The 12,182-nt window shown below is 72.1% G+C and carries 15 protein-coding genes; 5 read left to right on the plus strand and 10 right to left on the minus strand.

Annotated elements, in window-relative coordinates:
• Positions 1-12: 12 nt before the first annotated feature.
• From RNC47_RS17670 to RNC47_RS17680, 3 genes are all read right to left on the minus strand, one after another.
• Positions 13-270 (minus strand): DUF397 domain-containing protein, encoded by a 258-nt coding sequence (locus RNC47_RS17670; protein ID WP_311599892.1) that lies wholly within the window; start codon positions 268-270, stop codon positions 13-15.
• The gene (locus RNC47_RS17675) at positions 267-1,163 is read right to left on the minus strand and encodes a helix-turn-helix domain-containing protein (RefSeq protein ID WP_311599894.1); all 897 of its coding nucleotides are present in this window, start codon (positions 1,161-1,163) and stop codon (positions 267-269) included. Before RNC47_RS17675 ends, RNC47_RS17670 begins: the two co-directional genes overlap by 4 nt.
• 465 nt (positions 1,164-1,628) lie before the next feature.
• Complete coding sequence (locus RNC47_RS17680) at positions 1,629-2,027, minus strand: hypothetical protein (RefSeq protein ID WP_311599945.1); 399 nt, start codon at positions 2,025-2,027, stop codon at positions 1,629-1,631.
• Here RNC47_RS17680 and RNC47_RS17685 point away from each other — a divergent pair.
• From RNC47_RS17685 to RNC47_RS17695, 3 genes are all read left to right on the plus strand, one after another.
• Positions 1,962-2,876 carry a Bro-N domain-containing protein gene (locus RNC47_RS17685; protein ID WP_311599896.1) on the plus strand — a complete coding sequence of 305 codons (915 nt, stop codon included), beginning with the start codon at positions 1,962-1,964 and terminating at the stop codon, positions 2,874-2,876. The two genes, RNC47_RS17680 and RNC47_RS17685, sit on opposite strands and share 66 nt — an antisense overlap.
• Before the next feature lie 128 nt (positions 2,877-3,004).
• Positions 3,005-3,871, plus strand: coding sequence for a hypothetical protein (locus RNC47_RS17690; RefSeq protein WP_311599898.1), 867 nt, complete (start codon positions 3,005-3,007; stop codon positions 3,869-3,871).
• A complete protein-coding gene (locus tag RNC47_RS17695; protein WP_311599900.1) occupies positions 3,868-4,323 on the plus strand; it encodes a GNAT family N-acetyltransferase in 456 nt (151 codons plus the stop codon). The genes RNC47_RS17690 and RNC47_RS17695 overlap by 4 nt, the downstream gene beginning before the upstream one ends.
• 8 nt (positions 4,324-4,331) lie before the next feature.
• Here RNC47_RS17695 and RNC47_RS17700 read toward each other — a convergent pair whose 3' ends face one another.
• From RNC47_RS17700 to RNC47_RS17725, 6 genes are all read right to left on the minus strand, one after another.
• Positions 4,332-5,357, minus strand: coding sequence for an ABC transporter permease subunit (locus RNC47_RS17700; RefSeq protein WP_311599901.1), 1,026 nt, complete (start codon positions 5,355-5,357; stop codon positions 4,332-4,334).
• The gene (locus RNC47_RS17705; protein WP_311599903.1) at positions 5,354-6,253 is read right to left on the minus strand and encodes an ABC transporter ATP-binding protein; all 900 of its coding nucleotides are present in this window, start codon (positions 6,251-6,253) and stop codon (positions 5,354-5,356) included. The genes RNC47_RS17700 and RNC47_RS17705 overlap by 4 nt, the downstream gene beginning before the upstream one ends.
• Before the next feature lie 101 nt (positions 6,254-6,354).
• Entirely contained in the window at positions 6,355-7,017 is a 663-nt protein-coding gene (locus tag RNC47_RS17710; RefSeq protein WP_311599905.1) for a response regulator transcription factor, read from the minus strand.
• A complete protein-coding gene (locus RNC47_RS17715) occupies positions 7,014-8,723 on the minus strand; it encodes a sensor histidine kinase (protein WP_311599907.1) in 1,710 nt (569 codons plus the stop codon). The genes RNC47_RS17710 and RNC47_RS17715 overlap by 4 nt, the downstream gene beginning before the upstream one ends.
• A gap of 60 nt (positions 8,724-8,783) precedes the next feature.
• A complete protein-coding gene (locus tag RNC47_RS17720) occupies positions 8,784-9,323 on the minus strand; it encodes a DinB family protein (RefSeq protein WP_311599908.1) in 540 nt (179 codons plus the stop codon).
• Positions 9,324-9,413: 90 nt separating this feature from the next.
• A complete protein-coding gene (locus tag RNC47_RS17725) occupies positions 9,414-10,034 on the minus strand; it encodes a TetR/AcrR family transcriptional regulator (protein WP_311599910.1) in 621 nt (206 codons plus the stop codon).
• 97 nt (positions 10,035-10,131) lie between these two features.
• Between RNC47_RS17725 and RNC47_RS17730 the strand changes: the two genes are divergently transcribed.
• Positions 10,132-10,572: a VOC family protein gene (locus tag RNC47_RS17730; protein ID WP_311599912.1), complete on the plus strand. Its 441-nt coding sequence runs from the start codon at positions 10,132-10,134 to the stop codon at positions 10,570-10,572.
• Between the two features lie 41 nt (positions 10,573-10,613).
• On the plus strand, positions 10,614-10,997 hold the full coding sequence (locus RNC47_RS17735) for a VOC family protein (protein WP_311599914.1): 384 nt from the start codon (positions 10,614-10,616) through the stop codon (positions 10,995-10,997).
• On the opposite strand, the gene RNC47_RS17740 is transcribed toward RNC47_RS17735, so the two are convergent.
• The gene (locus RNC47_RS17740; protein WP_311599915.1) at positions 10,994-12,172 is read right to left on the minus strand and encodes a pyridoxal phosphate-dependent aminotransferase; all 1,179 of its coding nucleotides are present in this window, start codon (positions 12,170-12,172) and stop codon (positions 10,994-10,996) included. The genes RNC47_RS17735 and RNC47_RS17740 overlap by 4 nt on opposite strands.
• Positions 12,173-12,182: the final 10 nt, after the last annotated feature.

Consider the following 12,182-nt stretch of genomic DNA (forward strand, 5'->3'; position numbering starts at 1 on the left):
AGGGCCCCGGTTTCAGTGGGTAGTCGTCCTGGCGTGGGTGAGGAAGGCCGACCAGGCGGCGGGGGAGGTGTGGAACCGTGGGCCGTCCGTCAGCTTGGAGTCGCGAACGTGCACGGCGTCGGCGCACGTCGCCACCTCGACGCAGGCGCCGCCCTCGTTGGTGCTGTGGCTGGACCTGTGCCACTCGACGGCGACCTCGACGCACTGACCGCCCTCGTTGTCGCTGTAGCTGGACCTGAACCAGGCGAGCTCGGGTGTCTCGTTGCTCATAGTTCTCCCAACAGCTTCTCGATCAGCTCCGTGGACTCCCGGAAGTTGAGAGCCTGTGCTCGGATACTTCCATATCGGGCCGCCATCAGACGTACCTGTTCCGCGTCGGTGATCAGGCGGTTCTGTCCATGGGATTCGATGTAGACCAGCTGGGACTTGCCCTTGGGCGTGAGCAGCGTGAAGGGGCCGGTCAATCCCGGGTGTTCTGGCTGATCGGTGCGCATGATCTGGAGCTCGGTGCCGGGGAGTTCCGCCGCCCGGAGAAGATTGAGGAGCTGTCCGCGGTGTACCTCACGGCCGCCGATCTGGCGACGCAGCACCGACTCCTCGATGACGAAGCTCGCCTTCGGCGGCGGCCAGTTGTGCAGGATCTTCTGACGTTCCAGGCGATCGGCGACGCGGGTGTCGATCGTCTCCTTCGAGAATGGCGGCTGCCGGACCCCGTACAGCGCGCGAGCGTACGACTCGGTCTGGAGTAGCCCGGGAATCACCATCGTGCTGTACTCGTGGATTTCCACGGCCTTGCCTTCGAGCCGCGCGAACACGCGGAACCAGGCCGGGTGTCGGGTCCTGGCCTTGGTGCGGGCCTTTTCCAGGTCGTCGATGACGGCGGTCAGCAGGCCGCCGGTGCCGAAGAGCTTGTCGGCCGCCAGCAGCATTTCCGGGGAGGCGACGCGGCGGCCGCTCTCCACCGAACCCACCATGTCCACACCGTAGTTGAGGCGGTCGGCCGCCTCCTGCTGGCTGAGGCCGGCGCGTTCGCGCGCCCGTTTGAAGAGCTTTCCCACGGCGCGGATGAAGTCGCGGGCGCCGTCGTTGTCCTCGGGCAGTTCCGCCTCGGGATCCTGCGACTGTGACTGTGCTTCTTGCGACTGTGCTTCTGCCTCGGCCATGCCACCACATTTCTCTGCTGACAGGTGACGACCCGTGGTCGTACCCGGACCGTGCGTACCGGATGTAGTGCTGGCCACGATAAGTGGGTATGAGGACCGTAGGGGCATGACCGCAGAAATTCCGCCTCAACCGCGCACTTACGTGCAGCAGTTTGCTCCCACGCGCCGGTCTGTGCGCCTCGCACATCGACTCGTAATTCATCAACTTGGTATGTGGGGTCATTCGCCCGAGAGCCCGCTTAGCGCTGTGGCCGGGGCGATGGCTGATGAGCTGGCCGCCTATGCCGTTTTCTCCGGCCCGGGGGTGGGCCGCGGATTCCAGCTTCGGCTTCGGCAGCCGGGTCTAGTGGGGGCACTACGCATCGAAGTACGCGACGCACGCGGCGATTTCCGTCAACCGCCGTGGACGCATGGTCGCGGCCCGCTTGTCGTCGCGACGCGGGCCAGTGTCTGGGGGTTCACGGATCAGCGCGGCGTCGGCCGGACGATTTGGGCTGAGTTGGAAGAGATTGAATAGACATGAGCGCGCAGCAGAACGCCGATGGAGACGGAACGACTGACGCACCACAGCAGAGCCAGGAGCAGGGGCAGGAACAGGGCCAGGACAGCCCGACGCTGCAACGCCTGCGGCAACGCGTCCGCGAGCTCAACGCGCAGAGCGAGGCCAACGCCGTCCTGAAGGGCAGGTGGTGAGAGCAGGCGCTCGATCAATCGCTCAGGAGTACCAGCGAGCTCGAACGGGTGAACTTGCGCTGATTGGGTGCGTTTGGGGCTGATCATCCGTCTACTGTCCGTCTCGTGGATAGACGGAACATTCAGCAACACCGCCCAGCGGACGCGATCGACATCAACGACTTCGTCCACACGGCGACTGGCATGCGAGTCCGGCGATTGACGCTGCCAGACGGTACGCACTGGTTCCCGGCCGTGGATCTGGCCAGTGGCCTGGGATACGTGAACACTCGGCAAGCCGTCCTGCATCACGTTGCCATGGAGCACACCGCCCAGCTGGACGATCTCGCGAGGAGCGTCTACGGAGTAGGCACTTCGCGCAAAATCGCAGGTCACGGGCTCAAGAAGTCCATGCGCATGGTGAACTTGCAGGGCCTGGTCGCGCTCGTCAACGGAAGCACCAAGCCCGAGGCCCGCCCCTTCAAGGCGTGGGTCAGCGAGGTGGTCGTCACCGTTCAACGTGAGGGTTCGTACTCGTTGGAGAAGGCCGAGGCGCAGCCGGTCACGGCCTACGCGATGCCGCAGCAGGTCGCTGACGTCATCGTGCGCCTGGAGGAGTTGAACGTGCGCTCCGACAGACGGTTGGCCGAGGCGCAGGAGGAGGCCAACCGGGCGCGGTGGGAAGGCGTTGCCGCGATCCAGGACGTGGCACGAAACATGTCGCGGCTGGTGGACTCGTTGGAGCGGCTGCCTCGGCAACGGAAGAGTCTCGAACAACCGTCCACGTCCGCACAGGAGTTGTTGGAGTCGTGGCGGTCACGGCTCACGGTCACGGAGGACGTCTGGGCTGTCGCCGTGCTGCTCGCGCCCGCGTTGGCCGAGAGTGGTGAGGCCCGGTACGGCGTGGAGGAGATCGCGGCCGGCACGGGGCTCACGACCGCGCGGGTGCACGACTGTCTGCGGTTCCTCATCAAGCGGCAGTGCATCCGGCAGATCGGCGCGGTGCTCAACACCCCGGTGTACGGGCTTCCTCAGGCGTGAAGCCGGGGCGCGCTGCGGTGCGTGGTGGGCGTGATACGTTCTGTCGCGATCAAGGCGATCAACAGACAAAAGTTGACCCCGGCGGTGCGCCAACACCCCGGGGCCCGGCACAAGGACACCAACTCCTCATGCAGATTCATCGTAGCCGCCGCGCGAGCGGATTCGCGGCCCTTCCCAACGCTCTCCTCCAGGACCGGCGGTTGTCCTACACCGCGCGGGGGATCCTCGTCGACCTGCTCTCCCGGCCGGATGGCTGGTCGGAGGACGGTCGGCGGTTGGCCGACACCAGTCCGCAGGGGCGGGGCGCCGTCGCCAGGGCGCTGCGCGAGCTAACTCGTTTCGGTTACTACCGGGTTGACCGCGTGCGCCGGGACGACGGGACGATCGTCAGCGTGGCGCACGTCTACGACAGCCCGCAGTCGCCGCAGGCGGCACCGGGTAACACCCGTCCGGTTTCCGGTGGGCCAGGTGTTGATCCGCCGGTGGGTAAAAGACCAAAGAACCGAGAGAAAGTACCCACCCTCCCCGAGCCAGTGCCGGAGCCTTGCGACGGGGTCGTCGCGACGCTGCTCCGGGTGGTGCGGCGGGAGCCGCGGTTGCGGCTCGGCGTGGCGGAGGCGCGGGCGCTCGCGCCGTTGGTCGAGCCGTGGTTGGAGCGTGGGTACGGCGAACGGGAGTTGGTTCCGGCGCTGCTCGACGGCCTGCCCGAGCGGGTGCACTCGGCGGCCGGTCTCCTGCGTGACCGGTTGGTGCGGAAGCTGCCCCCGGCGCGCCCGGCGCGCCCTGCCGTGCCGCGACTGCGGGAGTGCGATGCCTGCGGGGGGCCGACGCGCCAGGCGGGCGTCTGTCGTGGCTGCGCCGGCATAGGCGAAGGGGACCGTGCCGAGGAGTACGCGCACCGGGCTGAGGTCGCCATACGCGGTCTGGCCAGGGTGCGGGCGGTCCTGCGCGGCGGGCCGGCTGTCAGTGGGGGCTGGCAGACTGCGCCGGCATGAGCGATGACACGGTGCGGTTGCGGGACGTCGAGGTGGCCGACCTGGAGGTCTTCCACGCGCAGGAGCAGGATCCGGAGGCCGCGCGCCGGTCCCGTTTCGAGCCCCGCGAGCGGGAGCGGTTCATGACGCACTGGAAGGAGCGGGTCCTCGGGGACCCGGACAACCTCGTGCAGGCCGTCACCGTCGACGGGGTGCTGGCGGGGAACCTGGTGGCGTGGACGGAGGGGGACGGTCGGCGTTTCATCGGGTACTGGCTGGGCCGCGAGTTCTGGGGCCGGGGCATCGGCACGCGGGCGCTGGCCCTCTTCCTCGAAAGGGAGACCACGCGCCCGCTGTACGCCGATCCGCACGAGGGGAACACGGCCTCGGTGCGGCTGCTGGAGAAGAGCGGCTTCCGCCGTGCCGGCACGGAGGACGAGCACGTCGTGCTGGTGCTCGACGAGGGCCGCTGACGCGCGCGTCAGTTCAGCCGGCGTCGGACGCGCCAGAGGCCGAAGGCCGCCAGCAGCGCGCTGGCCGCGACGTAGAGCCCGGTCTCCGCCCACTGGAACGGCCAGTAGCGTTCCTCGGGGTGGTAGGCGAGGTCGACGTGCAGGTCGAGTGCGCCGAGGCAGACCGCGGTGTCGCCGAACGTGCCGGTGGCGCCGGTCTCCGGCGGGTCGTCGAGGCACTCGTTGAACGTGGCCTCGCTGAGCGCCGCGCCGTCCGCCGTGCGCAGCGGGCTCGTGTCGCTGATCCAGGCGCCGGTGGCGCCGGGCACCTCCAGGCCGCCGATGGTGGCGCCGCCGGTGATGCTGCCCAGGTTCCCGGCCTGGTTGACGGCCTCGGCGGTCATCGGCAGTGAGGTCGTCTCCGGGGACATGAGGTGGGGGCGCACGACGTTCGGCACCAGGAGCTGGATCGCGAGGAAGGCCACGAGGGTGAGTGCCATCGCGGGCAGGGTCCGGCGCAGCAGGAGGCCGACGACGGTGCCGAGGACGACGGCCAGCGCGGCGTAGCCGAGGGGCACGACGCCGCGGGCGCCGAACTCCAGGGCGTCGAACCGGGTTTTGGCGACCTCGTCGTAGGGGCCGGCCGCCCAGGTGAGCAGCGCGCCGACCGCGCCGGTCACGGCCATGGCGGCGAGGCCGACGACGAGCAGCTTGGTCAGCAGCCAGCGGCGGCGGGTCACGCTCTGGTTCCACACCAGCCGGTGGGTGCCGGCCTCGATCTCCCGGGCGATGAGCGGCGCGCCCCAGAACGCGCCGATGACGGCCGGGACCAGCGCGAGTCCGGCGGCGAGGAGCAGCAGGGTCTGCCGGTAGGTGCCGCGGAACTGGGCGGCGGCCTCGGCGCAGTCGCCGTCGGTCTCGCAGCGGGCCAGGTAGGCGTCGTGGGCGTCGCGGATGTCGAGGCCGAGACGGCCCAGGTAGATGGCGGCCAGGGCCAGCGCGAGCGCGGCGACGAGCGCCTGGACGCGGAACTGCCGCCAGGTCAGCCAGATCATCGCCGGCTCCTTCCGGTGGGTGCGGTCGCCCGGGTCATGTAGGCGAGGACGAGTTCTTCGAGCGTGACGGGCCCGGCCGGGGCGGTCGGCGGCAGCGCGGTCGCGTCGCCGCGCACGAGGGCGTCGACGCGTCGTCCGCCGTCCTGGTCCACCGTCGTGACGACATCGAGGTCGGCGGGCAGCCGGTCGAGCTCGCCGCGGGTCAGGACCAGGCGGTGGTGGCCGGCCAGCAGCTCTGGGATGTCGCCGGCGACCTGGACGCGGGAGTCGCACAGCACGACGAGGTGGTCGCAGACCCGCGCCACGTCGCCGAGCAGGTGCGAGGAGAGCACGGCGCTGGCGCCGAGCTCGGTGACGAACTCCAGCAGGTTGTCCAGGAACCTGTCGCGGGCCAGCGGGTCGAGCGCGGCGGCCGGCTCGTCGAAGATCAGCAGCTCGGGGCGGGTCGCGGCGGCGATGGTCAGCGCCAGCTGGGCGCGCTGGCCGCCGGAGAGCCGACCGGCCTTCTGGGTCGGGATGAGACCGACCTGCGCGATACGCCGCTCGGCCAGGGCCTGGTCCCAGGTCGGGTTGAGCCGTGCGCCGAGGCGCAGGTGGTCGGCCACGCTCAGCGACCCGTACACCGGGGTGTCCTGGGCCACGAAGCCCACCCTGGCCAGGTGTGCGGCGTCGGACGCCGGGCGGGCGCCCAGCACGTCGAGCCGGCCGGACGTCGGCTCGGTCAGTCCGCAGGCCAGGTGCAGCAGCGTGGACTTGCCGGCGCCGTTCGGGCCGACGAGGCCGATGACGCGGCCGGCGGGCACGGTGAGGTCGATGTCGCGCAGCGCCGTGCGGCGGCCGTACCTCTTGGTCAGGCCCTGGGCCTGGAGTACTGGTGGGGACTGCTCGTTGGGCATGGCGCCATCCTGGAAACGGAGGGCCCGCCGCGGCACCGGCCCGAAGTACGGTCCGGGGCGCGGCGCCCCCGACTTTCGGCCGGTCCCCCGGGCGGGCGGCGCTAGGCCGTGCTGGTCACCACGCGGTTCTCCCAGGCCCAGGCGGCGATCCCGACCCGGTTGCGGACGCCGAGCTTGCCCTGGATGGCCGAGACATGGCCCTTGACGGTGCTGAGGGAGATGAACAGCTCGCCGGCGATCTCCTGGTTGGTGCGGCCGCGGGCGATGGCGCGGGCGACCTGGAGTTCGCGTTCGGACAGCGGCGACCGCTGTCCGCCCGTGGGGTCCGGCGCGTCGGGGGCGGCCAGGTGTCGCAGCAGCCGCACCGTGACGGACGGCGAGACCAGGGCCTCGCCGTTGGCGGCGGCCCGGACCGCCTCGACCAGCAGGGTGGGGCCGGCGTCCTTGAGGACGAAGCCGACGGCGCCGCCGCGCAGCGCGCCGTACACGTACTCGTCGAGGTCGAAGGTGGTGACGACGACGATGCGCAGCGGATCGCGCACGCCGGGGCCTGCGAGCGCGCGGGTGACGTCGATGCCGTCGAGCCGGGGCATCCTGACGTCCACCAGGCACACGTCCGGGCGCAGCCGCCGGGCCAGGTCGACGGCCTCGGCGCCGTCGGCGGCCTCCGCGACGACGGTGATGTCGGGCTGGTCCTCGAGGATGAGGCGCAGGCCGCCGCGGATCATGGCCTGGTCGTCGGCGAGCAGGACCCGGATGGTCATCGTGGCTCCCGGGTGGGGACGGGCAGGGTGGCGCGCACCGACCAGCCGGTGCCGGGGGCGGGGGCGGGGCCGGCGGAGAGCGTGCCGCCGAGTGCCTCGACACGCTCGCGCATGCCGATCAGACCGTATCCGCCGCGGTGGGCGGCCCGGGCGGGCCCTCCTCGCGGGGCGTCGTCGGCGACCTCGACGGTCACCTCGCGCGGGCTCCGGTCGACGGTGACCGTGACCGAGTCGGCGTGCGGCGCGTGGCGCAGCACGTTCGTCAGGGCCTCGCGGGTGACGTGGTAGACGGTGCTGGTCACCTCCGGTGGCCACGCCGCCTGGCCGTCGGTGGCGTCGGTGGCGTCGGGCATCCGCAGGGCGACCCGGGGACCTTGCCGTCCTTGCCGTCCTTGTCGTCCTTGCCGGTTGAAGCGTTCGACCAGCGCGTCGAGCCCTTCGGGGCCGGGCGAGGTGGGCGAGGCGTCGTCGCGCAACAGGCCGACGACGCGGCGCATCGCGGTCAGGGCGTCGGTGGCGCAGGTCTCGATGTCGGCCAGGGAGTCGGTCACCCTGCTCGGGTCCCTGCGCCCGACGACCTGCGCGGCCTGGGCCTGGATCAGCATGCCGGTGAGGTGGTGGGCCACGATGTCATGCAGTTCGCGGGCCAGTTCGAGGCGTTCCTCCTGGCGCACCTGTTGGGCGGTGGCGCGTGCGCGGTCGTCGAGGAGCCGCAGCCAGAGCCCGGCGGCCACGGCGGTCAGCAGGACGACGGCGGTCAGGCCCGTCACGCCGGTGATGCCCACCATGGTGGGGCGGGCGGCGAGTTGGCCGCCGGCCACGACGGCGAGTCCGCCGGCCGCGAGGCAGCCGGCGGTCCTGGGGGGCAGGGTCCGGACCGCGGAGCCGACCAGCACGGACAGGCCGAGGGCGGTGGCGGGGCTCGGCTCCTGCGGCAGGTCGGCGACGCCGGCCGCGATGACGGCGGCGGCCGCGACGGTCAGCGCGGCGACCGTCGCCCGGGTCCGCTGCCGGCGGCGCGCCAGCGCGAGCAGGCACACCGCAACGGCGGCGGTCGTGCCGGGGAGCCAGTACCAGCCGCCCCAGCTGCGTTCGATGGAGACGGCCTGGACGAGGAGGACCACGAGGAACAGCGCGCCGAAGCCGGCGGTGAGGGTGAGGCCGAGGCCGCGGTCCAGCAGGGTCACCCGGCTGAACCCACCGACCTGTCGGCCGACGGCCGGGCCGCCCCGGGCGGGTGTGGCGTCGTCCCGGTCCAGGGCGCGCAGGCAGGTGCCGAGCGCCAGGGCGGCGGCGCAGGCCAGGGTGGCGAGGACGAGGATCGCGCCGTCCCCGGAGACCCAGGCGCCCGCCAGCACCGCGAGGCTCGCCAGGGCGAGGCCGCAGGCCCGGGCGGGCGGCAGGGTCCGGAGCGCGGAGCCGACCAGCACCGCGAGGGCGAGGGCGGTGACCGGCCCCGGCTCCTGCGGGAGGTCGGTGGCCGCCGAGACGCCGATGCCGACCGCGGTGGCGGCCAGCCCGGCGACCGCGGTCAGGGCGCGGTGCCGGCGGCGCAGCAGGGCGAGGCCGCTCACCACCACGCTGACGGTCGTCGTGAGCGTCCAGGAGGCCCCGCCCCAGCTGTCGACCAGCATCAGGATGGTCCCGGCGATGCCCAGCGCGAACACGGTGCCGAGTCCGAAGTCGACCGCGTTGTTCCTGTCCATGCGGTTGAGGCTAGGAAACCCGGCCGGGAGGCGGGGCCGGCCGAAAGTACCGTTGTGCGCTCAGCGGGTCGCCGCCGCCGCGGCGTGGAGGCGGAGGACGTAGCCGATCTCGCTGACGTTCTTCGCCAGCTCGAAGTTGACCCAGCCGGCGATGTCGACCAGGCGCATGCCCTCGCCCCAGGGGAGGGTCCCGGTGCGCTCGGTGGAGTCGAGGTCGGCGTCGGTGAGGGCCTGGAGCGCGGTGCGCCAGTCGTCCTTCAGACCGCGCAGCCAGTCGGCGGCGGAGGCGGCGTCGCCGGGCCAGGTGATGTCCTCGCGGTCGGGGGCGCCGTCGCGGAAGCAGTGGCCGAGGGCGGTGGTCCACCAGTAGCCGATGTGCCAGGTCAGCCAGCCGATCGAGGTGGCCGGCGCCGGCTCGGGCTCCGGCACCTGCCAGTCGGCGACCCACCGTCCGGCCGCGTCCTGGCGGACGGTCCAGCTGTCGGGGGTGGGCTCGAAGCGGCAGGCGTCGTCGTCGATCGCCGGGAGGTGGTACTCGAACAGCGACCAGACCATGTCGAGCTGGCTGGTCAGGAGTTCTACGCGAGGTGGGGTCGTCACGAGCGGCGAGCCTGACAGGGGCGCCGCGCTCCTCGCAAACGGTTTCGGCTCGACCGCGTCCGTGCGGCGGAGCCCGGGGCCGCGGCCGGCTCACCACTCCCGCGGCGCGATCAGCTCCTCCGCGGGGCGGGCGCGCAGGCCGGTCAGGAGGTGGTCGAGGGCGCGTTCGGTCTGGGCGAGTGCCTGGGGGTCGGTCGACTGGGCCAGCCAGAGGGCGGCCTCGTTCATGGCGCCCGAGAGCAGCCGGGTCAGGGGGGCCACCGGCTGGTCGGGGATGGTGCCGGCGGCCATCAGGGTTTCCAGGGCCTCGGCCAGGTGGCGGGCGGAGGCCGCCTCGTCCATGGCCCGCCACTCGTGCCAGCCGAGGACGGTGGGGGCGTCCAGCAGGACGATGCGGCGGACGGTGGGGTCGGCGGCGGCGGAGAGGAAGGCGCGGCAGCCGGCGCGCAGTTGCTCCCAGGGGTCGTCGTGGCGTTGGGCGGCGGCCGCGACGCGTTCGCCGAGTTCGGCCTGCACCTCGGCGACGACGGCACGGAAGAGGCCGGTCTTGCTGGCGAAGTGGTGGTAGGCGGCGCCCTTGGTGACGCGCACGGCGTGGGCGACCTCGGCGAAGACGACGTCGTGGTAGCCGTCGGCGGCGAAGCGGCGGCGGGCCTCGTCCAGCAGGGCGCGGCGGGTCGCCGCTCGTTGCTCGGCTCGCGTGGGGGCCATGGCGGTCCGTTCTCCCTCGGATTCACATACCTGGGGTATGTTAGCGTCTCGTACTCACATACCCGAGGTATGTGAAAGTTGGAGAGGGAGAACCGCCATGAGTGCCGTGCTGACCGGCTTCTATCCGGTGATCGTCAGTCGCGACGTCGCCGCCTCGCACCGCTTCTACGCCGAGCACTTCGGCTTCGAGCCGACCTTCGAGTCCGACTGGTATGTGAGCCTCCGCCGGCCGGACGCCCCGCACTACGAGCTCGCGCTGCTCGACCACGGACACCCGACGATCCCGGAGGGGCACCGCGCCGCCATCGGCGGTGGGCTGTTGCTGAACTTCGAGGTCGACGACGTGGACGCGGAGCACGACCGGCTGGTGGGTCGGGCCGGCCTGCCCGAGGTGCTGCCGCCGCGCACCGAGGAGTTCGGTCAGCGGCACTTCATCGTCGCGGCGCCGGACGGGGTGCTGGTCGACGTCATCACGGTCGTGCCGGCGACGGAGGAGTACGCCGAGCGGTACGCGCCGGGGCACGCTCCGGCGGCCTGAGGTGCTGTACAGCGGGGTGGCATCGTGATCCGCTGGCCGGCATGAGTGCTTCGATCCGCCACATCACCTTCGACTGCGCCGACCCCTACGCGCTGGCGACGTTCTGGGCGCGGGTTCTGGACGGCTCGCTCGCCGACGACGCGCGTCCCGGCGACCCGTACGCCCTGGTCACCACGGCGACGGGCGGACTGCTCTTCATCAGGGTCGAGGAGCCCAAGGCGGCGAAGAACCGCGTGCACCTGGACCTCCAGCCGGAGGACCGGACCCGGGACGAGGAAGTGGAGCGGCTGCTCGCCCTCGGGGCCACGCTCCAGGGCGACCACCGGCGACCCGACGGCACCGGGTGGGTGACGCTCACCGACCCGGAGGGCAACGAACTGTGCGTCGAGCGGAGCCCGGCGGAGCGGGGGGCGGCCGACGGCTAACCGAGGCCGCGCAGTCGGTCGGCGGCCTCGGCCAGGACGTCGTCGCGCTTGCAGAAGGCGAACCGGACCTGGGTGCGGCCGGCCTCGGGGTCGTCGTAGAAGACGGAGTTGGGCACGGCGACGACCCCGCAGCGGGCGGGGAGGGCGCGGCAGAAGGCGTAGGCGTCCTTCTCGCCGAACGGGGCGATGTCGGTGGTGATGAAGTACGTGCCGTCCGGCGGGTAGACCTCGAAGCCGGCCGCGCGCAGGCCGTCGGCCAGCAGGTCGCGCTTGCGGCGCAGGTCGGCGCGCAGGCCGGCGAAGTAGGCGTCGGGCAGGCGCAGTGCCTCGGCGACCGCGTACTGGAAGGGGCCGGAGCTGACATAGGTGAGGAACTGCTTGGCGGTGCGGACGGCGGCGACGAGCGGGGCGTCGCCCATGGCCCAGCCGACCTTCCAGCCGGTGAGGGAGAAGGTCTTCCCGGCGGAGGAGATGGAGACGGTGCGCTCCCGCATGCCGGGCAGGGCCGCGATGGGGTGGTGGGCGCCCTCGTAGACCAGGTGCTCGTAGACCTCGTCCGTGACGACCAACAGGTCGTGCTCGACGGCGAGCGCGGCGATGGCGGCCAGTTCGTCCGGGGTGAGGACCATCCCGGTGGGGTTGTGCGGGGTGTTGAGGAGCAGCAGCCGGGTGCGGTCGGTGATCTTGCCGCGGAGCTCGTCCAGGTCAGGCCGGAAGGTGGGGGCACGCAGCGTGAGGGGGACGCGGGTGGCGCCGGCCATGGCGATGCAGGCGGCGTAGGAGTCGTAGAACGGCTCGAAGGCGATCACCTCGTCGCCCGGTTCGAGCAGCGCCAGCATGCTGGCGGCGATGGCCTCGGTGGCGCCCGCGGTGACCAGAACGTCGGTGTCGGGGTCGAGCTCCAGGCCGTAGCGGTGGCGCTGGTGGTCGGCGATGGCCGCGCGGAGTTCGGGGATGCCGGGGCCCGGCGGGTACTGGTTGCCGTGGCCCTCGCGGATGGCGCGCACGGCCGCCTCGCGCACGGCCTCGGGGCCGTCGGTGTCCGGGAAGCCCTGGCCCAGGTTGATCGCGCCGGTCGCGGTGGCCAGCGCCGACATCTCCGCGAAGATCGTCGTGCCGAGCCCGGCCAGCCTGCGGTTCAGCAGCGGCCTGCCGCTCGTCTCCAGTGACCCCATGGACCGATCT

It is taken from the genome of Streptomyces millisiae (assembly GCF_031845425.1).
In the GTDB taxonomy this organism is placed as follows: Bacteria; Actinomycetota; Actinomycetes; order Streptomycetales; family Streptomycetaceae; genus Streptomyces; species Streptomyces millisiae.